The following is a 25,039-nucleotide window of genomic DNA, read 5'->3' on the forward strand; positions in this document are numbered from 1 at the left end:
GGCAGGAATGGTTTATTTTAGTTTGTCATTATTATGATGCCTATCGTGATCTCGTTTTGTTTTTTTGTCCATTTTTTTATCGAAAGCACTTTGCAAATCTATTCCTGTTTGGTTTGCTAAACACAAAACTACAAAAACTACGTCTGCCAGCTCCTCTCCGAGGTCTTTATCTTTATCACTTTCTTTTTCGCTTTGTTCACCATAACGTCTGGCAATTATTCGTGCCACTTCTCCAACTTCTTCGGTAAGTTGTGCCATATTGGTAAGCTCATTAAAGTATCTTACGCCATGAGTTTTAATCCAATTATCAACATTGAGTTGCGCATTTTTTATGTCCATATCTAAACTTTTTTAAGAACCACTTGTTCTGATTGCTTCTCTACTATCATTTCAAAAAACTCTTTAAACACTTTATAGTCTGCTGAGTTAATAAAAGAGGTATTGATTTCTAAAGCAATATTAAATTGAAGAAAATTACCATTCTCTTTAACTCTATATGTGAATTTAGATTCACCGTCTTTAAATTCAAAGATACCACTCTCTGGTAATGATTCTACCTGATAGCCTTCAGGAATCATAATATTTATCATATACTTATCTTCAAAAGGGAAGATAAAATCAATAGGATACTGACGTTCTTCTAACTTAAACGGACACTCTTTTGTTGCCATAAAGAGCATTGGTGCAAAATATAAATTATCTCCAATTTCATCTATACCATCATTAAGTGCATAGTTGTAAGATAACTTAACGGGCTCTGTAATATTTGTACCATTTTGGTATTCTACTTCAGTGACTTCAATATCTCCGTTGTTTTTTTCTAAACGCTTTCTATGCTCGTCATCACTAATTCCTGTGTTTCTTTTTCGATAAGACATTGCTAAGTGGTCTGTAATATTTCGTCTTACTTTTCCATTTACTGAGAAGTCATCGTTGATTTTCACATTTAACGCTGTAGACCCTTTAGCTTTCCCTGTTGGCCTTAATGACACCCATCTTGATGTGCCATCATCCTTTATGACACGACCTTGCCAGTTTAGAACACGTTGCGGTAATACATTAGGCATACTATACATTTCTGTAGCATCAAATAGAGCGTAACTATCTTGACTTTCTATCATACATATCACATAGTTAAAGCCCTTTCTTGTAGGAAACAATGGAACACCATGATCTTTAGTGCTTACTAAAACAGGTGATGCATTAACCCCTTGAGATCGCAGCATAGCAATAAGTAAAAGGTTAATATCTGCTACATTACCTTCGCCTTCTTTATACGCTTTCCTAGTGCCTTTATGAGTTCTAAAACCGTATAACCCATTCCATTTTACTTTGGATTTTATATAGGATTGTAGAATAAATCCTTTTTGAAAATCATCAGTTGCCGATGCCATGAGCGTTGCAATATCATCCTTAAAAAAGTTAGATTTATTGAGTTGGTTTCCAAAATCGGACCCATCATATATAGATTTAGATACATTTTCCCAATTAGAAGAAAAGGATTTCTCGACAGCACCATAACTATTTAAAATGGCTGATAGCTCTAAACTCATTTTGGCTCTATAGTTATCCATATTACCTGCGTATGCTTCTCCTTTTAAGGATGGTATATCAGTTTCATTGGCCGTTAGAACATTTACCTTATACTCAAACGAGCCGCTAGAATAATTCTTAACACTTCTTGAAGCTTGATTGTTTTGAACAGTTTTTTTATAAGTGGCTGATTTGTTTTCTGTAGAACTTTTAATGTCTGGATAATAAAAAGCTCTAGGATTCACTTTTTTATTATACACATAGTATTCTGGACTCGCTATTCTTAAATCTAGTTTATCAATTGGAATACTATATTGAAAAACAATATCATCAATGCCTAAAAAAGGAGATGTAACATTATAGACAAACTCTATAATGCAACCTTCTTTTACATTAGGCATCGTAATCGTATTAATTTCAATAAACTCATTTGCGTCTTCTTCAAAAATTCCATCTTTTTTTAGCTTGTCTTTTTGAATTTTCCCATCAATCAAGTTGTAAGTATAGCCTTTGAGTCCACTTAATCGTTCAATACTCCCTCCGTTTCCACGATATAGGAAGATTTTCTCAGTAGCATAATCAAAACCTTCTTTATCGTATATTTTTATGCGTTCATGTACTTCTCGTCGCTGCATAAATCCCTTTTCATCCGCAAATTCAAAATAAATATTTTCGTTTTTATACAATACAGCAGCACTAGCAGTTGAATCTATTGCATGTTGTTTTTGTTCTAACTCTTCTTTCGAGACTTTTCCAAATTTGTGATTTTGGGCATTGCCAGTTAAAGTAAATGCTACAAGGAGCATCGCGGTTAATAGTTGTTTCATGGTTAGATATTTAATTTAATTGGAGGTAAGTACGACTTTAGTTTTATCGTGTTTAACAATAGCAGACATAAATGCACGAAAATCATTATAGTCTTCTTTTGGGTAATAACCCTTGTTTAATATTTGGGTTCTTTTGTATACCAATTCGTGATCTGAGCGTTTTTCAATGGAAAACTTATAAACACCAAATTTATTAGAGATTTCAAAAGGTTTAGGCATAGCCTCTACCTTTAAACCAGCGTCTATTTTAATAACGAACTCATCAACGTCTTTATAACCTCTTTCAATTTGAAAATCTAGTGTTCGGTTTTCATAACGTGTAGGTATACCTTCTACTCTATTAAATGCATTGGGTTGAAACAATAGACGTTTCCCACTTTTAGTTGCAAAATTAGATGATGATACGTCAACTTTTTCAGTAAATACGATATTCTCTTTGTCGTTAATAAACTCAATGTTTTTTACTGAAAGATTATTGATATGACTCCAATATTCTTTAAAATACAACTCTTGATCCCTCAACGGTTGGTTTTGAACACCCTCGTGTAAGGCATACTGGTAACCATAGGTTTTAATTGTAACATCTCCATTAATTTCTCCAGTTGCCGAAAGCGTCACATTAGCTTTGGTGCGTTGCAGATTATCCTCTTCGCCATAGGTTGTTGTATGAACAATTTTTCCGCCTTCAGGTGTAATCAACAAAGCATCACGATCATCTGTAAAACTAGCAATAAAACCAAACGGATTAGTTTGACTGGTACACTCTAACCAAATATCTTGATCTTCATTAGGTACACATAGCACTACATGATTTCCCTCGGTTGCAGAGAAATCCTTATCAACACTTGTTAAGTTTTTACCTCCATAAATGACAGCATAGTGGGCTTCTACACCTACTTCTTTTAGTAAGGCCTTTGTATAATTAGACAAGCCTTTACAATCTGCATAACCTAAACGTTCTACATCTTCGGCGAGCATAGGTTTCCAGCCTCCAATACCTACTTGCACACTAATATATCTCGTTTTTTCTTGCATATAATTATATACAATTTTTGCCTTTTCTACAGCTGTTGTTGCATCTTTAGTGAGGTCTTTAATTTCGATTTTAATCTCTTCTGGAAGTGACTCTGTACCTGTTAGTAACTTATCGTACATCCATTTTCCGAAATCTTCCCAGTTGTTATTAATTCCTCTAACACCTTCCATTTCAAATTCGGTTAGTGCAACTCTCAAAACAGGTGCAAATGTTGCAAATGCAGGACTATAGGCTTCAGGCTTTATTGCCATCAAGTTTTTAGCTTTATAATGCAAGTCACCAAGTGTTTCAATATCAAAGTCTTCAAAATTAACAGCTTTTGTTTTTAATTCAACACCCGAATTATTAGTGACGTTATACTCAGAGTTTTGTGTACTCGCATAAAACCCTTCAATGGGTCTCCAACTTGGAAAAAATGCGGTGCTATTATACTCCACTTCAACCTCGTATAACACAGTATACGGATAACTAATAGGTGTATAATCTAAATACTTAACACGATTATCCGAATATAAAGTTCCGCCGCTAACAGCACTTACATCTTCAAAATCTCTTTCCTTAAATTTCTTGATTTCCTTGCCATTTTTATCAAAAACCCTTGCCTCCAATGACTTAATTTTTATATGTTCGTCATAAGACTCGACTGTGCCTTGATAACGTATTCCCTCTTCATTAAAAACAGTCACTATACGTTTTCTTTTATATAAAAACTTATTGTAAGCCTTAACCTCAATGGCAACATTATCATATCTAATTACAGCGTTAGACTTTGTATATAAATGTAAAGGAATTGTAGACGATTTGAGCAAATCGTCATCTTGAGCTATTACTACAGATGATAAAAGCATCAAGCATAGTGTGGTCAAAAATTTGAAGGGCATTTAGTTTAGAGTTTTTGTTTAATAGCTATATCAAATATAGCAGTTTTATTTTAACGTTTTGTGTAAAAAACCGAAAAGCATTACGCCACTACAATATAGAATTTTTTCTCTTTCTAAACATATAAAATGTCAATAAAATTATGATACAAGGAATCCCGATATATTTTATTTCACTCATAATAACCTGAAGTCCCCATTCTGAAAAAAACTTCTCGATACCAATTGGAGACACCTTAATTATTCTAAAAGGAAAGAAGTATCTCGAATTTTCAAAAGGAATAAAAAAACCAACCCCTTCTCCTCCAGTGGTCATAGCATCTAATAAGGCATGAGAAATCGTGGATAAAAATAGGACTATAGCGAAAATTAACTTTCTCGTTTTACCAAAGAAAACAGATAATAAAACACTCCAAATTAGAGCAAACAGTATGGAATGTGTAAAACCTCTATGTCCTAAAGGATGTAAATAATCGACACCAAACTTAAATGCCAAAATATCCAAATCTGGAAGTATCGCCGAACCAATAGCAAGTATCATTAAAAGTTTATTGGACTTTGAGTCTAAAATTTTTGCTGTTGTATAGGCGACGAGTCCATGACCAAAAATTGATGCCATTAAACTCTATTTTTAGTATCGATAACAATGGTAACAGGACCATCATTGAGAAGTTCAACCTTCATATCTGCTCCAAAACGACCTGTTTGCACAGCTTTACCTAAATCGTTTTCCAATTGTTTTATAAAGGCTTCATAAATTGGTATAGCAACATCTGGTTTTGCCGCATAGATATAACTTGGTCTATTTCCTTTTTTTGTACTTGCATGCAGTGTGAATTGACTAACAACAATAGCATCGCCCTTCACTTGCATTAGAGAATTATTCATGACACCATTGTCATCTGAAAAGATTCTAAGATTGGTTATTTTATTGCATAGCCACTTAATATCGTCATGAGTATCCTCATTAACAATTCCTAGAAGAATGAGTAAACCCGATTGAATATTGGCTACTTTTTCCCCTTCAATCGTTACCGAAGCTTTTGATACGCGTTGGATAACTGCTTTCATTATCTGTTAAAGTTGTTTGTATATTCCTCTTGATAGTATTTCAGGTTTAGAACATTTAACTTTTGAAGCTCATGCTTAACATCGGAAACCATTCCCATAGTTGCACCTTTTTCTATTTTCAGTTTAACGTAAAACTTTGCTAATTGAAGCGAATCTAAGTCTTTGGTTTTATCGTAATAGGCGTGAGGTATTTCTGAGAGTTCTGCGTATTTATCGTCAATCACTATTCTTTCATCGGTATCAGCATCGATATAGATTGTCATAAAAAATGGTTCTTCGAAAGCACAAGAATACAAGCAAAAACCTAAAAGTAAACAAGCTAGTTTTCTCATTCGTTATCCCAGTTATCGGTTCTATAATGTTCGTCTTCTCCTTCAATAATTTGAAGGTAACTTCTATATCTAGAAAAGGCAACTTCATCTTTATCTAGTGCATCTTTCACTGCGCATTTAGGTTCTTCTAAATGAAGACAATTATTAAACTTACAGTCTTGTTTTAATTCAAAGAATTCTGGAAAATAGTCCCCTACCTCCTCTTTATCCATATCTACGACACCAAATCCTTTTATACCAGGTGTATCAATAATTTTAGCATCAAAACTTAAATCGAACATTTCGGCGAAGGTCGTTGTATGTTGTCCTTGACTGTGTTGTGCTGAAATGGCTTTTGTTTTAAGTTCTAAACCAGGCTCTATGGCATTTACTAAAGTAGATTTTCCAACTCCCGAATGGCCAGCGAACATACTCACCTTACCTATCATAAGTGATTTTACTTTATCTACATTTTTTCCTGTCTCTGCTGAAATCCCTATGCATTCATACCCGATTTTTCGGTAGACATGAGCTAAATAACGCACCTCATCTAAGGTCTCTTCATTATAAGTATCGACCTTATTAAACAGTAAAATAGTTTTAACAGAATAGGCTTCCGCTGTCACTAAAAACCGGTCTATAAAGCTGGTGAAAGTTGGCGGATTGTCAATAGTGATCAATAAAAATACTTGATCGATATTGGATGCAATTATGTGGGTTTGTTTTGAAAGGTTTACCGATTTCCGGACAATATAATTACTACGATCATGGATATTATGAATCACACCTGTAGTTTCGTCATTATTGGTTTCTAACTCAAAATCAACACTATCGCCAACAGCAATAGGATTGGTACTTTTTATGCCTTTAAGGCGAAATTTTCCTTTGATTCTACATTGATATGTAGCGCCCAAATCGGTTTTAATGGTGTACCAGCTTCCAGTTGATTTATAAACAATTCCTGTCATTACAACAAAGATGCTAATAATTAGCTTTTAAACCAATAAAAAAGACTGTCGGTTACCAGCCTTTAAACATCTAAATTCGAATTGCTTTTTTTGAAGCTATCGTTTTTCCGCTGGATTGTAAGTTGATGATGTAAAGTCCTGAAGGCTGATTAGACAAATCAACACTAACCGTTGAGTTAAAGTTTTTATATGTTTCTTCTAAAATAATTCGACCTGATAAATCCGCCACTACAACATTAACATCAGAGACATCATCTGTAGTCTTTAGGTTAAATATGCCATCTCTTGAAGGGTTTGGAAACATCTTAACTGCGTTTCCTTTCTTACTGTTATCTTGTCTTTGGCTTTCATCACTCTCAACATAACAATCACATAAAACTCTGGTCGTACCACATCTTATTGTTTTTCTACAGTAGACAGCTTCATACGCAACAACTACAACGGTCTCTAATGACTCATAATCATTTAAGACAATTTGAAGGTCTTTTTGTTTGCCTACCACAATCTCTTTTGTGCGATATCCCAAATTTGATATTTGTAAGGTATCTGTAGATTTGGCTTCAATAGTAAAATGACCTTTGTCATCGGTTAAAACGCCTTTATTAGAATGTTTAATAATAACATTCGAAAAAGGCACATTTCCGTTGGCATCTGAAATTGTACCTTTAATTGTTGATTGTCCGAAAGAAAGAAATACTGAAAGCACTGTCAATGATAGTAATATCTGTTTCATAGTTATATGGTATTGGTTTATGAATCAAACTTAGTTGATACTGCAAACAACCAAAACCTACAATGAGTGAATGGGAGGTTTCATTGAGTAAAAACAGTGTTCAGCATTTACGAACAGTTCATTCCCTATAAAAGACACTTCACTTTTGCATTTAGTCGCCTCACTTCTTTTTTCGTTTTAAAATGATTTTCTGCACATATTTTTGTTGAAGAATTATGCAATAATGCTGAAAAACTATTAAAATTAAAAACGATGGATACATTAAAAAAGACATTTGGAATTGGCGTGTTATTATGTTTATTCTTCTTCCCTAACAACACTATGGGCCAAAAGCGTCAAACATCAAAAAACAGAACTGTAAAAACTGAGAGATCGCACAACAATGACCGAGTAAACACAACTCACAGAAGACATGATAGTAGGTACAGAACGCAACCCGTGAGAAGAAATCCGCATTACAGATATCCACATCACAGAAGAATAGTAAGAACTTTGCCTGTTAATCATGTTAGAATAAGTTTTAGAGGCTTATCATATTTCTATTACTCAGGAATATACTATACCTTATATGGAGATCAGTATATTGTTGTAATGCCTCCAAGAGGTTTTAGGATAACAGTATTACCTGTAGGTTACACAAGACTTGTTGTAGGTCCTTCGATTTACTTTTATCATTCTGGCGTGTACTATATAGAATCTTCAACCACTTCAACGGACAATGATGGAAAGTATGAAGTCACTCAACCACCTGTTGGTGTCATTTTAAATCATATTCCTGAAGATTCTAAAGAAGTTGTTATTGATGGCAAAACCTTATATGAATACAATGACATTTTGTATAAAAAACACAAGAGCCAAGAAGGAGACATCACTTATGAAGTGGTTTACAGTAAAACGAATAATTAACATACAATCCATTAACAATGAAATATTCAATTCAATTTATAATACTGGCTCTTTGTTTTAGTATAAGTACTAGTGCTCAAAATGTAAAAGAGGGTATTCAAAACACTAGGCAAATCCAAGAAGGAAAGAAAAACCTTGAACGAGACACCAAAGAACTGCAAACTTTTAGTGCAAAATTAGCCCTTCTCAATGAAGCATTTGATTCTGGAAATTCGGAAAAGACAAATGCTCTAAAAAAGGATATCCTTCAGGACATGACAAGAGAAGTTCAACAAAGTGGTATAAAAGCTAAAAAAGCGCGAAAAGAAATCGCTCAAAGCTCCGCTGAAATACGGTCTGACAGACGTGAAATTCGAGATAATAAAGACGACTCAAAGAAAGATCGTTTTGACCGACGTGATGATAAAAAAGACATGGCAAGAGATCAAGCCAATAAAAGAGATGACAAGCGAGATAGACGTGATGACATTAGAGATTTTGAACAGCAAATAGAAAGAGCTCAGCAACAGGCATCCATTTTAGAGACTTTAAAAAATTACAATTTTGTTTTTAGTGATAAAGATTTAGCTGTATCAAACAAACGACTCTTTTTAGATTTTGCTAATACTATGAAACAGGATCTAGAGTCGACAAAACGAGAATTGTCAGAAGATATGAGAGAACGAAGGGAGGACAGTAGAGAACGTCGTGACGACAGAAATGAACACAGCGAAAAAGACACAAAACGAAGAAAACGAAGAGGATAACTTTAAAGTCAAAAATAAAAGCCTTCATAGACATATGAGGGCTTTTTTATGCCTTAAATTTTAGAAAAATAGTTCACTCTTTCTTTAGTACACTTCACCTCTAAAATTGGTCGTTTCGGTTTAAAAACCTCATAAAACACTATTAATCAAGGCTACATTTGTATAAGAAATCAAAATATAAACACACTTAAAATCACGCTTTATGAAATTATTTAGATCAAATTTAGAAAAGAAAATTACAGGTTTATTTAAAATCAAAAACTACGAAAAAAGAAAAAGATTGACTTTAAAACCTTTATATCAAAATAACGACGAAAGTCACCTATTCATTTAAAAACAGTAATACCATTAAAACCTTAGAAATCATGAAAACATTTAAAATCACACTGAGCATCATTACACTCTCAATACTCTTAGTTGGATGTTCGTCTGTAAAAGTCACAGACTCATGGAAAGATGTAAGAACATCAAATATAGAGAACAAAAACATATTGATTGTAACCGAAAGTAACAACCAAGTTATTAGAACAACTTTTGAAAAAGATATCGTAGAACAATTGAGTAAAAAAGGATATAAATCTTTAGAAAGTTTTAAAATGTTTCCTTTTCTTAATTCAAATGACACATTAACAGACGAGCAGCTTAGAGACATAAAAAAAGAACTTAGCAACTCTGGCATTAACATCGTTGTAAAGACAGTTTTAAAAGACATTAACGAATATTCCAAGACCTATACCGAAGGTGGAACAGTATACTATCAAAACACCTATCCCACTTATTATTTTGACGGATACCATCGTAGGCTTTACAGGTCATACAGAACCATTTACTTAAATGTAGAACCAGAAACGACGACGACATATACGAGTAAAGAATATATTTTAGAAACTTCAATTTACGACCTAACGCAGCCTGAGCATCAGCAATTATCATCTGTAATTACCTCAGTTGTGGATAATCCAAAAGACATAGAAAAAACATCTAAAGACTTTTCGAAAAAATTAGTTAAGGAGTTAATTCAATAAAATAGATTGATTGGTTAGTTTGACAGCTGCTTGAGAGTATTAAAAAAGCTCTTGGGCAGCTTTTCGAAACTAACCAGACGGATTCAATTATAGATCCAAATGATATTACCGTTGATGAACTTCGTTATGACATCGAACTTCTAGAATTAGGCTTATAAAAACAATACAAACCCTGAATGATTAATAGCGTATTTACTTCGAGACTGTCTTACAGGGTTGGGCAGTCTCTTTTATTTCAATTATAAACAATCTAAAACCATATATTTTGATTAATTTACCATTTTATAAAACAGAAATAAGACATTGGGTTTTGAAAACTAAAAGCGTAAAACAATCTACTCTATTATATATCGCTCTATTGATTTCTTTTTTAATCAATTTACCTAGGGTTCTTGATTTATATGATATAATAGATAATTTAGGCAAGTCATTTGACCAAGTCTCCGTCAATGATATTATCACCAGATCTTTTTTCCTATTTATATACTCATGGCTTGGTTTACAGCTAAATACAAGCTGGAGTTTTACATATTTTAATTATAGTAAAATAGCAAACACTGTTCTTACTGTAATAGCAAATATATTCTTGTTTTTTATATTAATATTTAGCTTCATTTTTGTGCATGAAAAAACGACAGGCAACCTTATGAATTCTTCAGATAAGGGCCTAACTTATTTCGTTTATTTTATCATCTTAGTCATTGTTATCTTTATATCAAGACTATTGAGATTTCAAATTATTCATCGTGAGGATCTTGCCGAAAAAGAACTATTAAAACGTCAAAGTTTACAAAATGAACTTTCGGCTTTAAAAAATCAAATAAACCCACATTTCTTATTTAACTCATTAAACTCATTAAACTCGTTGGTGCGAGAAAATGAAGAAGCCACAACATTTGTAAATAAGCTCTCTTATATGTATCGTTATATTTTACAAAGTGGACAACAGGATTTGGTAGCGCTCAGCGAAGAGTTGAAATTTCTAAATAGTTATATCTACTTAATCAAAACGAGATATCGAGATCGATTTAGCATTGATATTGACATTGATGAGAGTTTTTTAAATCAGGATATCCCTACATTAACCTTGCAACTATTGGTTGAAAATGCCATAAAACATAATGAGATTTCAGAAGAGAAACCATTACAAGTTAGAATCTATGTTAAAAACCATGAGTTAATCATAGAAAACAAAATACAACCTAGATCCACCTTTGTACATAGTACAGGTCAAGGTCTAGCCAATATTAAAAAGCGCTATGACTTGCTGAAAGAAAAAGAAATCAAAATAAGCAACGCAAATCATATGTTTAGTGTAAAACTACCCTTAAATTAGTATCTTATGAAAGTAGTTATTGTAGAAGATGAAATTGCTGCAAGCGAGAACCTAGTGTATTTATTAGGCAAAATAGATTCTGAAATAGATGTTCTTAAAACTCTGGATTCGGTTAAATCATCGGTTGCCTATTTTTCGAAACATACAGAAGCCGATTTAATTTTTATGGATATTCATTTAGCCGATGGTATCTCATTCGAGATTTTTAATCAGGTAGAACTCAAAACGCCCATTATTTTCACTACTGCTTATGATCAATATGCCATTCAGGCATTTAAAGTAAATAGCGTAGATTACATTTTAAAACCCATCAATGAAGAAGAGTTATTAGAAGCCTTAGAGAAATTTAATGCTACTTTCAAATCAACAAAACCTGCTTCAAATGACATTGATGGTTTACTACAAATGTTACAGACTAAAACAGCACAATTTAAATCTACTTATCTGGTTCAGAAAAGAGACGAATTAGTTCCTATAAAAACAACAGATATTGCATATTTCTATATTGAAACAGGAATTGTGAAGGCCACCACATTTAGCAATCAATCTTATATCATAAATAAGAAATTAGAAGATATTGAGACAGAATTGAATCCGGATAATTTTCACCGAATCAACAGACAGTTTATAGTAAATAGAGCGTCTATTGTAAATATCAAATTCTATTTCAACGGCAAACTTATTGTCAATGTTAATCCGAACTTTAATGAGCGTATTGTAGTGAGTAAAGCTAAATCCAGTGAAGTAAAAAACTGGATTAATTCCTAATTCATTTTAATTCACAATACTTAAATGTCACTTCACTTCCGATTTAGGTCGTTTCACTTTTATTTTTCATTTTAAAGCGAGTATCCACAGTACTTTTGGGGTATAATTTAAAACGAAAATATTATGAAAACTATCAAATCAATCGTATTCGGAATCTGTGTATTATCATTTATAAATGTCAATTCACAAAACTTGTCTCAAAAGCAAATAGAACGACAAAAAAATAAGGTAGAACTCTTTAGCGTTCAAGAATTCTCAAATCTTCACTTTTGGTTTCACAACAAAGTTCAAGACTTAAAACTCTCTAATGATGTTGAAGAACAATACAGCTACATTATATCAAAGTATACTTATAAAATGTCGCGTTTAGATGATAAAGATTCTACATACAGCTACAATGAAATGGTTCAAGAAATTCATGTGTTGATAGATAAAACAAACACGGACTTAAAACCTATTTTAACCCAAAAACAGTATCGTGAAAACGTAAAAATCATGAATACTTTTAAAGCGTTAGTACTTAACAAACTTGAGTTAAAATACTCTCAAAATGTTAATCAATGAATAAGCTGTACATGATAAAAATTGTAGAACGTATAGAAAGGGTGATTATATTAACCTTACTATTCTCGCTCTTGGCTGTTGTGTTATACGCGACTATTGTATTTATAAGTTTACTTTTTGGCGGTATTATAGCTCAATTTCAGGACTCGTTCTCTCAAAATAATATCCTTACGCATTTACATAAAATATTTGGAGGTTTTATGCTTGTCTTGATTGGAGTTGAATTAGTCCATACAGTTAAAATGTACCTTAAAGAAGATGTTGTTCATGTTGAAATTGTACTACTAGTAGCCTTAATTGGAATCTCCAGACACGTTATTGATCTAGATTTCAAACATCTCGCCCCTTTAACTCTGATAGGCATAAGCTCTCTAATAATAGTATTGTCATCTGGTTATTATTTAATAAAAAAAGGAATGCGAATAAAGAAGTAAAAAAAAGCCTCAATACATTGAGGCTTTTAAATTTATCCGTTAATAATTTTTTCTTGATGATTAATTGATTCTTGGTGAATGGCTTTAAAGACGCGTAAAATAAACTCTTCGCTTAAGTTCTTTTCTTCCCCTTGTAAAATCATTTTACCCAAAATTTCGTTCCAACGTTTTGATTGTAAAACAGCAACGTTATGATCCTTTTTTAATTGACCAATATCGTCGGCAACATTCATACGTTTTCCTAGCATTTCAATTAACTGATGATCAATCACATCAATTTGAGTCCTCATGGTATTAATCCTATTTTTAAACTCGGTAGCTTCACCTACTTCTTTACGAATTCTTAAATCCTCAGTGTACTTAACTAATGTTTCTGGTGTAATTTGTTGTGCTGCATCGCTCCAAGCATTATCTGGGTCAAAATGCGTTTCAACCATTAAACCATCATAGTTTAAATCGAGTGCTGTTTGACACAAATCAAAAATGATATCACGACGACCCGCAATATGAGAAGGGTCTAAAATCAAAGGCAGGTCTGGAAAACGGTTTTGTAAATCTACCGCAATTTGCCATTCGGGATTATTTCTATAACGTGTCTTCTCATAAGTTGAAAACCCTCTATGAATCACACCAAGGTTTTTAACATCGGCCGTATAAAAACGTTCTACAGCGCCTAACCATAAGGCCAAATCTGGGTTTACCGGATTTTTAATCAGTACTGTTTTATCTGTTCCTTTTAAAGCATCTGCAATCTCTTGTACAATAAAAGGGCTAACAGTCGTACGCGCGCCAATCCATAAAATATCAACATCATGTTTAAGCGCTAAGTCTACATGATTCGCATTTGCCACTTCGGTAGTGATCATCATCCCTGTTTCTTCCTTAGCTTTTTGCAACCATTTTAGACCCAGTGCACCAACGCCTTCAAAATTTCCAGGACGCGTTCTCGGTTTCCATATACCAGCTCTTAGCACAGTAGCATCACTATCTTTTAATTGGTGTGCAATTTTTAAAACTTGCTGCTCGGTTTCGGCACTGCATGGCCCCGCAATAACAAGCGGATGTTCTAACCCAAATTTATCTAACCATGCTCTCAATTCTTTCTTATTCTCCATAATTTCTATTAAGCAATTCCTTTTAATATCTCTTTTATATGATTTGTATTTTTCATTTCGTTATAAATCTCTTCAAAATCATCGGCTTCCATATAATTTTTAAAGCGTTTTAAATTAGCAATATATTCATCTAGTGTTTCAATAACATTAGTTTTATTCTGTTTAAAAATTGGTGTCCACATATCTGGTGAACTTTTAGCTAGGCGTACTGTACTTTCAAAACCACTTCCAGCCATATCAAAAATATCGCGCTCATTTTTCTCCTTTTCTATTACTGTTTTTCCTAACATGAACGAGCTTATGTGCGATAAGTGAGAAACGTAAGCTATATGTTTATCATGTGCTTCCGGATTCATATACCGAATACGCATCCCTAAGTCTGAAAATAACGCTAAAGCTTTCTCTTGTAACTTAAATGCGGTTTTTTCAACCTCACAAATAATATTAGTTTTCTTTTGAAACAAATACCTTATTGCTGCTTTTGGACCAGAAAATTCTGTACCTGCGATAGGGTGTGTAGCTAAAAAATTACGTCTTCTTTTGTGATTTTCAACAACTTTACAAACTGGAAATTTGGTAGAGCCCACATCAATAACCAAAGTATCATCAGAAATAAGGTCTAAAATTTTAGGCAACTCTATAACACTCTTATCAACTGGAATAGAAAGTACAACCAAATCTGCATGTTTTAAATCATCATAAGTTGCGGTAGCATCAATAATTTTAAGAGCTAAGGCTTCTTCTAAATGAAAGGGGTTAGAATCAATTCCAAAAACGCTAATATTCTTCGTATTAGATTTGACATCTAGTGCCAAGCTACCTCCTATTAATCCAACGCCAATAATGTAAATGTTATTCATATGTTACGTTAATCTAGCTAATGCTTCTTCTAATTCGTCCTGCGATGCGCACAACGATATTCTAATATATCTATCACCATTGCTTCCAAAAATGGTTCCTGGTGTTATGAAAATAGATTTTTCTCTGAGTATGACATCAATATATTCTTCGCCATTCAAATAGTCTGGTAATTTGGCCCAAACAAATAGTCCTGTGGCGCCTTTATCATAAGTACAGTTAAGTGCTTCAGCAATTTTCCACACGATTTGTCGCCGTTGTTCATACACGCTATTAAGGCTCAAAAACCACATATTAGAACAGTTTAATGCTTCAATGGCGCCTTTTTGAATTCCTAAAAACATCCCTGAGTCCATATTACTTTTTACGCGTAATACAGCATTAATATATTCACCTTTGCCTACTAACATGCCAACACGCCAGCCTGCCATATTAAACGTTTTACTAAGTGAATTTAACTCTAAACACACGTCCGATGCACCATTATATTTAAGGATACTTCTTGGGTATTTATTTAGTATAAAGCTATAAGGGTTGTCGTTAACAATTAATATATTATTGCGTTTAGCAAAAGTAATTAGGTCTTCAAATAGCTTATTAGTAGCAGGAGCTCCTGTTGGCATATGCGGATAATTAACCCACATTATCTTAACATTTTCAACGCCTCTTTTTTCTAATGCAATAAGGTCTGGCAACCAATTGTTCTCTTCAGTTAAATCGTAGTGTACAGGGACGGCTCCAACCAATTTGGTTACCGACTCGTATGTTGGATAACCAGGATTAGGAATCAATACCTCATCACCAGCATTTAAAAATGCCATCGATATGTGTAAAATACCTTCTTTACTTCCCATAAGTGGAAGGACTTCACTCAAAGGGCTCAAAGACACATTAAAATGTTTTCTGTAAAAAGTAGTAATAGCTTCTCGTAATTCTGGAATGCCTTGGTAGCTTTGATAGGTGTGAGCAGCTTCCTCATTAAACGTTTCTACCAACGCATTAAGAACACGTTCGGGCGGATTTAAATCTGGGCTACCAATACCTAAATTAATAATTGGTTTTCCTTGAGACTCAAGTAACCTTACTTCTCGTAATTTTTTGGAGAAATAGTATTCTTCAACAGTTTGTAATCGGTTAGCAATCTGAATCATTGTCTTGCGTTTTTATATTCTCCCAATACTTTAAATTCTTGAGCCATAAGGTTCATTATGGATTTAGCTTTATCGAAATCTGAATAGTTATCGAAAGTCAAATCCACAAAAAAAGCATACTTCCAAGGGGTTTCAATTTTTGGGAGTGATTGAATCTTCGTTAAATTTAACTTACAATCACTTAATACATTCAAAATAGTCGCTAAACTTCCTCTTTTATGGTCTAATTCAAACTTAACTGAAGCCTTATTGATTTTATCTTCTGAAATTTCAGAATTTTTTGTCTTTACAATGACAAATCGCGTCTCGTTATGTGGTATGGTTTGAATACTTTCTGAAATAATGTCGAGTTCAAACAATTGAGCTGCCAATTTTGAAGCAATCGCTGCCATTTTTTTTATTTGACCTTTCTGAATGCGTTGGGCCACCTCTGCCGTATCCTTATCTTCAATAAGTTTAATATGAGGATATTGTTTAAAAAACGTTTTACATTGTAACAATGCCATAGGATGCGAATGCACTTCTTCAATATCATGAATAGATTGATTAGGCATGGCCATGAGGTGATGCTGAATATCTAAATAGTGCTCACCCACAATATGCAAGTCCTCCGAATCTATTAAGGCATAATTAGGAATTATAGAACCTGCAATCGAATTTTCAATGGCCATAATCGCGGCATCACTGTTTTGAGACAACAAACTATCTACAGCTTTATCAAACGTTAAACACTCATTAACGGTCACTGAAGCATCAAAAAATTGTTGTGAAACAATATGATGAAAAGATCCCTTTATTCCTTGTATGGCTACTGATTTTATCATAAAAAAAGTCTCGATTTTCATCGAGACTTACATTAAATTTATTTCTAATAAATTATACATATAACGTCTCTCTCTTTTCGCTAAAAAAGAAATAAAACCAGTTATAATATGTATAATTTAATGTATTCATGTCGTTATTGAATTGCTAATGTAATTATTATTTTAAGAAATCAAAATTGTTATACCATATTTTTAAGTTTAACGTTTCAGTTTTAAAGAATTCTTAATTTAAAGGACAGCATTAGTTATAATTGCTATTTTTGAATAAATAAATTGATATATGTCTATTGAAGTTGAAAACATCTCTAAAGTATATGGTGAACAAAAAGCCCTTAACAGCATTTCTTTTTCTGTAAAGAAAGGAGAAATTGTTGGCTTTTTAGGTCCAAATGGCGCAGGAAAATCTACGCTTATGAAAATACTAACTACATATATCAATGCTTCCAATGGTGTTGCCAAGGTAAGCGGGTTTAACGTGGAAATTAATAAAAAGGATGTCCAAAATAATGTGGGCTATCTCCCAGAACACAACCCTTTGTATTTAGACATGTATGTCAAAGAATACCTAAGTTTCAACGCAAGTGTTTATAAAACGCCTAAATCTAGAATTAATGAGGTTATAGAATTAACCGGACTCACTCCCGAAGCACATAAAAAAATGAGTCAGTTATCAAAAGGGTACAGACAGCGTGTTGGTTTAGCCAATGCTTTGTTACACGATCCATCTGTATTAATTTTAGATGAACCTACTACTGGTTTAGACCCAAATCAATTGGTAGATATTAGACATCTTATTAAGAATATTGGTAAGGACAAGACTGTTTTTTTATCAACGCATATTATGCAAGAGGTAGAAGCAATTTGTGATCGTGTCATTATTATCAATAAAGGTGAAATTGTAGCCGACAAAAAACTCAAGGAACTTAGAGATGACAGTGAACAAACCGTTATTGTAGAGTTTGATTATCGCGTTGAAGATGCTTTTTTACTGAAACTTCCTAATGTTAAAAATGTCGTAAACACACATGATTTTATTTATGAAATCACCTTCTCTACAACAGAAGACATGCGCTCTCATGTGTTTGATTTTGCACATGATAATCAATTAAAAATTCTCCAACTCAATCAAAAAAATGCAAGTTTAGAAAGTTTGTTTAGAGAATTAACTTCATGATGTCGCATTAGATATTGTTAAAACTTTAATAGAATCAAAAACGCAACTAATTGCAGATATTCGTTTCTTTTTACTTGTAGGGGTTTATGTGCTTATTCAAAAATAAGCTGTCCTGTGTAAAATTGTTGCACGTCAATAACTGGAGGTGCATTGACCACAATAACATCTCCTGTACTTCGTATCTCTCCTGTTAGAGATTGTTGCGCATTAATTATCATATCATTGCTACTGCGCTGAAAAATGGCCACGTCTTGGGCTATTAAATGACGGCCTTCAAATCTAGCATCTCCAGAAAAAAAACGAATATTAGCCGTATCGGTAGATCCCGAAATATAGCAAGTTGATAGATTATTAACGGTTACAGTAAACACGTTACAGTCTATTTCGAGAATAAAATTACCATCGGTGTTAACGGCGTCTTCCTCTTCAAAATCTTCAGAAATCAATTCTAAGGCATTATAGGCAAGTACGCCATTGCTTCGCACAGCTAAACCTGATCCATTTCTAATTTTTGTAATATTCGGAGCGCTTACAAACACTTTGGTAATGCCATAGTCTCTAGTAATATTGCAGGCATTATTATTGTGGATTTCGAGCCTGCCGTTTACCACGTCCACGTCAATATCGTTCATTAAATATTCGCCCGTTTGAACGGTTACTTTCTGTGTTAGCTCATCGGTGAGTATGAGTTCGATTCTAGGAAAAACAGTAATTTCAGTAAAGGCATCTACTTCAAAATCGCGTTCTATAATAGTTCCTGAATTTTGGAAACAATCGGGCACATTTTCCCCATTGCATGAACAAAACAACACAACAACCATTATATATACTAACTTTCTCATAATCGTATTCCTATTCCAAATTCAACAGCTTCTGCTTTGGCGCCATGCGACTTCAGTGTTATTGCCCCAAATAGTTTATCTCCAAAATAACGCTTCAACCCAATCCTGTTATAAACACGTCCTTCAAAATCGTATGGATAATAGACATAATATCCTAATTGAGATATAAATGACATTTTATTAATAAACAATTCATGTCCAATAAAAACACCTACGCGCTTCCAATCTTCATCACCACTTACATTCAATTCAGGAAAAGCCACAGCATAAAAATGAATGAGCTCTTTCAGAAATTTAGAAAAGAAAATATCTGTTCCAACCTGAACAGCGCTTTTTCGGTTTAATCGTTTATCTGCATAGGCAGAGACAATATAAAAAGGGTACTGACCAACACCTATAATATCACTCTCATTAGCCCCGCTTCTAAAGGCTAAGTTATATTTAATAGGCTCTTTATATTTCTTTTCTTCGGAAGACGGAATATATTCGGGTTCGTTGTCATAATCAAACAAATAATTAGCTCCCACATTAAACACAAACGTATTTGTAGAATTATTAGGCGCTTTAAAATTGGCATTAGAATAGTGAATTACCGAAATACCTGCCTGAACACCTATCCCTTTAAAAATGTTCTCCTTTTTGTAATTAAGCATCACATAGGTTGTACTCAGCAAATCGGAACCATAAGCATTATTAACAAAATTGGTTTCTTTATCGTAGGGGTTTGTGGTATATGCAATGCCTTGTCCGATTCTGAAATTTAAATGTCGTTTTAAAAAGTAAAAATTATAGTGTGCATAGAGCCCATAATTCTCACCCAAAAAACGATTTTTCATATCTTGGTAAATAAATGAAAAACCCCAATCTGGATAATTATAACGACTTTCCCAGTCTTTAAATCCGTATGTTTTTCTATTATAACTTAAAATTAATCCAGAAGGATGGTCTGTAATTAAATGTGCTATATCTGGGTTATGCTCTAAAATAGTTCCGTAGTAAGTATTTACATCTAGAGTAAACCGTTTAAGGTCATTCTCTTGAGCAAGTACGAATGTGGAAATTAAGCAAAAAATGTAGGCACTGAAACGCTTCATTTAATTTAGTTATGCCACAAAAATAACAGAATAATCAAAACACCTGCGACGCAACAGCTTTAATATTGTCACTTTTTCCCATAGAATAATAATGTAGCACAGGAATTCCTGCTTTTTGAAGGGCTTTAGATTGTTGAATACACCACTCTACTCCTACTTGTCTAACCGCCTTATTGTCTTTGCATTTTACAATTTCGATAATTAGATCTTCGGGTAAATCGACATGAAATCGATGCGGAATTAAATTGAGTTGTTTTTTTGTCGCTATTGGTTTTAATCCAGGAATTATAGGAACGGTTATCCCTTCATTTCTACATTTCTCAACAAATTTGAAATACTTGTCATTATCAAAAAACATTTGTGTGACGATATACTCTGCACCTTTTTTTATTTTCTTTTTTAGAAAGTGAATATCACTATCTAGACTAGGAGCTTCGGCATGTTTTTCGGGATACGCCCCAACGCCTATACAAAAATTGGTTGGTGAAGAATTTTCCAATTCCTCGTCCAAATAAACCCCTTTGTTTAAGTCGGAAATTTGACTCACCAATTCGCTAGCATAGTGATGACCATCTTTCTCTGGTTTGAAATACGTTTCGGTCTTTACGGCATCACCACGAAGTGCCATGACATTATCAATACCTAAAAAATCGAGATCGATAAGAAAATTTTCGGTGTCTTCTTTTGTAAACCCACCGCACAAAATATGCGGTATTGCATCAACACCATATTTGTTCTGAATAGCGGCACAAATTCCTACTGTTCCTGGTCGCTTTTTTACAATTTGCTTTTTAAGCAACCCATTACCTACATCTTTAAAGGTATATTCTTCACGATGATAGGTAACATCAATAAAAGGTGGATTGAACTCCATTAACGGATCAATATTATCAAATATAGATTGAATATGCTGTCCTTTTAAAGGCGGTAAAATTTCGAATGAAAACTGTGTATTTCCATTGGCATTTTTTATGTGTCTGGTAACTTTCATATTAAGGTGTTGACGTCAGATATGCCATAAGCAAAGACACTACAGTTAATAGTATTAATTGTAAAGCAAATCTGATTTCTATTTTATACTTTTTCATCATCTTGAATTTATAGGTTAATACAAGATTACTATTTAATCTCTATGTTATTATAAGCTCAACTCTAAGAAATTGTTAAGTTTCTGCGAGGTTTGGATTGAGCCATTTTTGGGCATCTTCAAGGGTTATTTGTCTACGCTTAGCATAATCTTTAAGTTGATCTTCGGTAATTTTACCCAAACCAAAATATTTTGCTTCTGGATGTCCAAAATAATAGCCGCTAACACTCGCTGCAGGCCACATCGCTAAACTTTCGGTTAACTTAACCCCTATTCTATTTTCAACATCTAATATTCGCCATATGGTCTGTTTTTCTAAGTGATCTGGACAAGCAGGATAACCAGGAGCAGGACGAATCCCTTTATAAGTTTCTTTAATTAACTCCTCATTGCTAAGGTGTTCATTTGATGCATAAGCCCAAACATCTTTTCTTACATGTTCATGTAAATATTCTGCAAAGGCCTCGGCTAGACGATCTGCCAAAGCTTTAATCATAATCGAGTTATAATCATCATTATCACTTTCAAATTGTTCTGCTAGCTCTTGAGTTCCAAAACCGGTTGTAACGCAAAACGTTCCTATATAGTCTTGTTTCCCACTATCTTTTGGCGCTATAAAATCGGCCAAAGCATGATTTGGAACGCCAGCTCTCTTTTTAAGCTGCTGCCTTAGTGTTAAGAAGGTGGCCTGTACATTTTTAGATTCATCGTAGACTTCGATATCATCATCGTTGACTGTATTGGCCGGAAATAATCCATAAATAGCTTTTGCCTTTAACAACTGTTCATCAAAAATTTGTTTCAATAAGTGTTGCGCATCTTTATACAATTCTTGAGCCTGTGCTCCAACAATAGTATCGTTTAATATTTCTGGAAATTTCCCATGTAGATCCCAGCTTCTAAAAAACGGACTCCAATCAATATAAGGTTCTAATAATTTAAGATTAAAAGTTTCAATGACCTGAATTCCTAATTGTTTTGGTTTTACAATTTCTGATGTATTCCAATCAATCTGATACTTATTTTTTCGGGCTACCTCTATAGAAATATATTCTTTTCGCTTTCCGCGTTTTAAGAACTGTTCTCTAAATGCATTATACTCTTCCCTTATCTGAGTTTTAAAAATATGATTGTCTTTTTGCAATAAATTACCAACAACGGTTACTGCTCTCGAAGCATCATTAATATGCACCACAGTGTGATTATAATTAGGAGCAATTTTAACAGACGTATGCGCTTTGGATGTGGTTGCACCACCAATGATTAATGGTATGGTTAAATTTTCCTTTTTCATAGCTTTTGAAAGGTAAACCATTTCATCAAGTGATGGTGTTATTAAACCACTTAGTCCTATAACATCAACATTTTCTTTAACTGCTGTCTCTATAATTTTTTCTGGAGGCACCATAACTCCTAAATCGATAATCTCATAATTGTTGCATCCCAAAACAACACTCACGATATTTTTACCAATATCGTGTACATCGCCTTTTACTGTGGCCATTAAAATTTTACCAGCAAATGCCTGTTTCCCATCCTTTTCGGCTTCAATAAAAGGTTGCAAATAAGCTACCGCCTTTTTCATAACACGAGCAGATTTTACAACCTGAGGTAAGAACATTTTCCCACTTCCAAATAAGTCGCCAACAACGTTCATTCCAATCATCAAATGGCCTTCGATAACCTGAATAGGTTTAATAGACAATACACGAGCCTCTTCAACATCTTCCACGATAAAAGCATCAATTCCTTTAACTAGGCTATGTGTAATTCGTTCTTGTAAAGGTGCGTTCCTCCATTCTAAAACAGTGGTTTCATCTTTCTTTTTTTGCCCTTTTACAGTTTCAGCAAAATCTAACAAGCGTTCTGTAGCGTCCTCTCGCTTATCAAACAATACATCTTCAACACGCTCTAATAAATCGTCTGGAATTTCGTCGTAGACCTCTAACATGGTTGGATTTACGATCCCTAATGTCATCCCATATTGTATAGCATGATACAAAAATGCAGAGTTAATAGCTTCTCTAACTGTGGTATTGCCTCTAAATGAAAACGAAACATTACTCACGCCTCCAGATACATTTACATGTGGTAAGTTTTCACGAATCCATTTTGTAGCCTTAAAAAAGTCTAAGGCATTTAAACGATGTTCATCCATTCCTGTAGCGACAGGAAAAATGTTAGGATCAAAAATAATATCTTCAGGAGGAAAATTAATCTCATTAACTAAAAGCTCATAAGAGCGTTTACAAATATCTATACGTCTTTGAAAAGTATCGGCTTGACCAATTTCATCAAAGGCCATTATAATGACAGCTGCTCCATAACGTTTAACCAAAGTTGCTTGTCGTAAAAACTCTGATTCACCTTCTTTTAAACTAATCGAGTTGACAACACATTTACCTTGAACTACTTGTAATCCTGCTTCGATAATTTCCCATTTAGAACTATCAATCATTATGGGGATACGTGCAATATCGGGCTCTGAAGCAATGAGATTTAAAAATTTAACCATTGCATATTTCCCATCAAGCATACCTTCGTCCATATTGACGTCTAAAATCTGGGCTCCTCCTTCAACCTGATTTCTAGCCACGTCTAAGGCCTCGTCAAATTTTTCTTCTTTTATTAAACGAAGAAATTTTCGAGACCCAGTTACATTTGTTCGTTCTCCAACATTTATAAAGTTACTTTCTGGAGTTACTACAAGTGGTTCTAGACCTGATAGTTTTAAATATGTATTTCGTTTTGCCATTATACTTCTACATTAATCTGACGTGGTTGATAGTGTCGTGCAACTTCTGAAATGGCCTTAATATGCTCTGGGTTTGTCCCACAACATCCACCAATAATATTTACTAAGCCATCTTTAAGATAGCTTTCTACTAAGGCTTTCATTTGTTCTGCAGATTGGTCATATTCACCAAATGCATTCGGTAATCCTGCATTGGGGTGGGCAGAAATATAGAATTCGCTTTCGTGGGATAGACGTTGTAAGTAAGGTTGTAATTGCTCGGCTCCTAATGCACAATTAAAGCCTACACTTAGCAAAGGAACATGAGAAATGGACGTTAAAAACGCTTCAACAGTTTGACCAGACAAAGTACGTCCTGAAGCATCGGTAATGGTTCCAGACACCATAATTGGTATATCAACTTGCCGTTCTTCTTTAACCTGTTCAATAGCAAACAACGCTGCTTTAGCGTTGAGTGTATCAAATATAGTTTCTACCAAAAGCACATCTACACCTCCATCAATTAGAGCCTCCACCTGTTCCTTATATGCAACTCGTAATTCTTCAAATGTAATTGCCCTATATTCGGGTCTATTCACATCTGGAGACATGCTAGCCGTTTTATTGGTAGGACCAATACTTCCCGCCACAAATCGAGGCTGATCGGGGTTTTCAAGTGTAAATTTATTAGCCACTTGTTTTGCTATTTTTGCCGATTCAAAATTGAGCTCATAAACCAAATCTTCCATTTGATAATCTGCCATAGCAATTGTTGTTCCTGAAAATGTATTGGTTTCTATAATATCTGCACCAGCTTCAAAATATAAGCGATGTACTTCGGCAATAGCCTCAGGTTGGGTTAACGACAATAGGTCGTTATTCCCTTTTAAAGACGATGGATAATCCTTAAAGCGTGTTCCTCTAAAATCTTCTTCAGAAAAATCATATCGCTGTAACATCGTTCCCATGGCACCATCTAAAACCAATATTCGCTTTTCTATCTCTTCTCTAATATTGCCCATAA

Annotated in this window: 25 protein-coding genes; 8 read left to right on the top strand and 17 right to left on the bottom strand. The window is 33.8% G+C overall.

Features of this window, described 5'->3' with window-relative positions:
- Positions 1 to 12: 12 nt before the first annotated feature.
- The 8 genes from Q0787_RS00530 to Q0787_RS00565 all read right to left on the bottom strand — a co-directional run bounded on the left by Q0787_RS00530 (position 13) and on the right by Q0787_RS00565 (position 7,357).
- Positions 13 to 339 carry a nucleotide pyrophosphohydrolase gene (locus tag Q0787_RS00530; RefSeq protein ID WP_298900231.1) on the bottom strand — a complete coding sequence of 109 codons (327 nt, stop codon included), beginning with the start codon at positions 337 to 339 and terminating at the stop codon, positions 13 to 15.
- A gap of 2 nt (positions 340 to 341) precedes the next feature.
- Positions 342 to 2,360 carry a hypothetical protein gene (locus Q0787_RS00535; protein WP_298900232.1) on the bottom strand — a complete coding sequence of 673 codons (2,019 nt, stop codon included), beginning with the start codon at positions 2,358 to 2,360 and terminating at the stop codon, positions 342 to 344.
- A 15-nt stretch (positions 2,361 to 2,375) separates the two neighbouring features.
- Entirely contained in the window at positions 2,376 to 4,277 is a 1,902-nt protein-coding gene (locus Q0787_RS00540) for a DUF3857 domain-containing protein (RefSeq protein ID WP_298900233.1), read from the bottom strand.
- Positions 4,278 to 4,365: 88 nt separating this feature from the next.
- Positions 4,366 to 4,893, bottom strand: a complete 528-nt coding sequence (locus Q0787_RS00545; RefSeq protein ID WP_298900235.1) for a metal-dependent hydrolase — start codon at positions 4,891 to 4,893, stop codon at positions 4,366 to 4,368.
- Positions 4,893 to 5,345: a D-aminoacyl-tRNA deacylase gene (gene dtd / locus Q0787_RS00550; RefSeq protein ID WP_298900236.1), complete on the bottom strand. Its 453-nt coding sequence runs from the start codon at positions 5,343 to 5,345 to the stop codon at positions 4,893 to 4,895. Before dtd ends, Q0787_RS00545 begins: the two co-directional genes overlap by 1 nt.
- Entirely contained in the window at positions 5,345 to 5,608 is a 264-nt protein-coding gene (locus Q0787_RS00555; protein WP_298900237.1) for a hypothetical protein, read from the bottom strand. The genes dtd and Q0787_RS00555 overlap by 1 nt, the downstream gene beginning before the upstream one ends.
- 65 nt (positions 5,609 to 5,673) lie before the next feature.
- Entirely contained in the window at positions 5,674 to 6,624 is a 951-nt protein-coding gene (gene rsgA / locus Q0787_RS00560) for a ribosome small subunit-dependent GTPase A (protein ID WP_298900238.1), read from the bottom strand.
- 70 nt (positions 6,625 to 6,694) lie between these two features.
- Positions 6,695 to 7,357 carry a carboxypeptidase-like regulatory domain-containing protein gene (locus Q0787_RS00565; RefSeq protein ID WP_298900239.1) on the bottom strand — a complete coding sequence of 221 codons (663 nt, stop codon included), beginning with the start codon at positions 7,355 to 7,357 and terminating at the stop codon, positions 6,695 to 6,697.
- 252 nt (positions 7,358 to 7,609) lie between these two features.
- On the opposite strand from Q0787_RS00565, the gene Q0787_RS00570 reads away from it, so the two are divergent.
- The 7 genes from Q0787_RS00570 (at position 7,610) to Q0787_RS00600 (ending at position 13,136) form a co-directional block, all read left to right on the top strand.
- Complete coding sequence (locus Q0787_RS00570) at positions 7,610 to 8,263, top strand: DUF6515 family protein (protein WP_298900240.1); 654 nt, start codon at positions 7,610 to 7,612, stop codon at positions 8,261 to 8,263.
- 17 nt (positions 8,264 to 8,280) lie between these two features.
- Positions 8,281 to 9,009 carry a hypothetical protein gene (locus tag Q0787_RS00575; RefSeq protein WP_298900242.1) on the top strand — a complete coding sequence of 243 codons (729 nt, stop codon included), beginning with the start codon at positions 8,281 to 8,283 and terminating at the stop codon, positions 9,007 to 9,009.
- A gap of 365 nt (positions 9,010 to 9,374) precedes the next feature.
- Complete coding sequence (locus Q0787_RS00580) at positions 9,375 to 10,034, top strand: hypothetical protein (RefSeq protein ID WP_298900243.1); 660 nt, start codon at positions 9,375 to 9,377, stop codon at positions 10,032 to 10,034.
- A gap of 646 nt (positions 10,035 to 10,680) precedes the next feature.
- Complete coding sequence (locus Q0787_RS00585; protein WP_298900244.1) at positions 10,681 to 11,370, top strand: sensor histidine kinase; 690 nt, start codon at positions 10,681 to 10,683, stop codon at positions 11,368 to 11,370.
- 6 nt (positions 11,371 to 11,376) lie between these two features.
- On the top strand, positions 11,377 to 12,138 hold the full coding sequence (locus Q0787_RS00590) for a LytTR family DNA-binding domain-containing protein (protein WP_298900245.1): 762 nt from the start codon (positions 11,377 to 11,379) through the stop codon (positions 12,136 to 12,138).
- 123 nt (positions 12,139 to 12,261) lie between these two features.
- Complete coding sequence (locus Q0787_RS00595) at positions 12,262 to 12,702, top strand: hypothetical protein (RefSeq protein WP_298900246.1); 441 nt, start codon at positions 12,262 to 12,264, stop codon at positions 12,700 to 12,702.
- The gene (locus tag Q0787_RS00600; RefSeq protein ID WP_298900247.1) at positions 12,699 to 13,136 is read left to right on the top strand and encodes a phosphate-starvation-inducible PsiE family protein; all 438 of its coding nucleotides are present in this window, start codon (positions 12,699 to 12,701) and stop codon (positions 13,134 to 13,136) included. Before Q0787_RS00595 ends, Q0787_RS00600 begins: the two co-directional genes overlap by 4 nt.
- A 32-nt stretch (positions 13,137 to 13,168) precedes the next feature.
- Here the strand turns inward: Q0787_RS00600 and Q0787_RS00605 are convergent, their stop codons facing one another.
- From Q0787_RS00605 to Q0787_RS00620, 4 genes are read right to left on the bottom strand one after another with little or no spacing between them, the layout of a single operon-like run.
- The gene (locus tag Q0787_RS00605) at positions 13,169 to 14,251 is read right to left on the bottom strand and encodes a bifunctional 3-deoxy-7-phosphoheptulonate synthase/chorismate mutase type II (protein WP_298900248.1); all 1,083 of its coding nucleotides are present in this window, start codon (positions 14,249 to 14,251) and stop codon (positions 13,169 to 13,171) included.
- A gap of 8 nt (positions 14,252 to 14,259) precedes the next feature.
- The gene (locus tag Q0787_RS00610; protein WP_298900249.1) at positions 14,260 to 15,111 is read right to left on the bottom strand and encodes a prephenate dehydrogenase; all 852 of its coding nucleotides are present in this window, start codon (positions 15,109 to 15,111) and stop codon (positions 14,260 to 14,262) included.
- Positions 15,112 to 15,114: 3 nt separating this feature from the next.
- Entirely contained in the window at positions 15,115 to 16,260 is a 1,146-nt protein-coding gene (locus tag Q0787_RS00615; RefSeq protein WP_298900250.1) for an aminotransferase class I/II-fold pyridoxal phosphate-dependent enzyme, read from the bottom strand.
- Entirely contained in the window at positions 16,257 to 17,084 is an 828-nt protein-coding gene (locus Q0787_RS00620; protein ID WP_298900251.1) for a prephenate dehydratase, read from the bottom strand. The genes Q0787_RS00615 and Q0787_RS00620 overlap by 4 nt, the downstream gene beginning before the upstream one ends.
- A gap of 280 nt (positions 17,085 to 17,364) precedes the next feature.
- Here Q0787_RS00620 and gldA point away from each other — a divergent pair, with 280 nt between their 5' ends.
- The gene (gene gldA / locus Q0787_RS00625; protein WP_298900252.1) at positions 17,365 to 18,258 is read left to right on the top strand and encodes a gliding motility-associated ABC transporter ATP-binding subunit GldA; all 894 of its coding nucleotides are present in this window, start codon (positions 17,365 to 17,367) and stop codon (positions 18,256 to 18,258) included.
- A gap of 92 nt (positions 18,259 to 18,350) precedes the next feature.
- Here gldA and Q0787_RS00630 read toward each other — a convergent pair whose 3' ends face one another.
- The 5 genes from Q0787_RS00630 to Q0787_RS00650 all read right to left on the bottom strand — a co-directional run bounded on the left by Q0787_RS00630 (position 18,351) and on the right by Q0787_RS00650 (position 25,037).
- Entirely contained in the window at positions 18,351 to 19,100 is a 750-nt protein-coding gene (locus Q0787_RS00630) for a head GIN domain-containing protein (RefSeq protein ID WP_298900253.1), read from the bottom strand.
- Positions 19,097 to 20,194: an acyloxyacyl hydrolase gene (locus Q0787_RS00635; protein WP_298900254.1), complete on the bottom strand. Its 1,098-nt coding sequence runs from the start codon at positions 20,192 to 20,194 to the stop codon at positions 19,097 to 19,099. The genes Q0787_RS00630 and Q0787_RS00635 overlap by 4 nt, the downstream gene beginning before the upstream one ends.
- 34 nt (positions 20,195 to 20,228) lie before the next feature.
- The gene (gene metF, locus Q0787_RS00640; RefSeq protein WP_298900255.1) at positions 20,229 to 21,185 is read right to left on the bottom strand and encodes a methylenetetrahydrofolate reductase [NAD(P)H]; all 957 of its coding nucleotides are present in this window, start codon (positions 21,183 to 21,185) and stop codon (positions 20,229 to 20,231) included.
- A gap of 172 nt (positions 21,186 to 21,357) precedes the next feature.
- Positions 21,358 to 24,036, bottom strand: coding sequence for a methionine synthase (metH, locus tag Q0787_RS00645; protein WP_298900256.1), 2,679 nt, complete (start codon positions 24,034 to 24,036; stop codon positions 21,358 to 21,360).
- Complete coding sequence (locus Q0787_RS00650; protein WP_298900257.1) at positions 24,036 to 25,037, bottom strand: homocysteine S-methyltransferase family protein; 1,002 nt, start codon at positions 25,035 to 25,037, stop codon at positions 24,036 to 24,038. The genes metH and Q0787_RS00650 overlap by 1 nt, the downstream gene beginning before the upstream one ends.
- Positions 25,038 to 25,039: the final 2 nt, after the last annotated feature.

It is taken from the genome of uncultured Psychroserpens sp. (assembly GCF_947492715.1).
In the GTDB taxonomy this organism is placed as follows: Bacteria; Bacteroidota; Bacteroidia; order Flavobacteriales; family Flavobacteriaceae; genus Psychroserpens.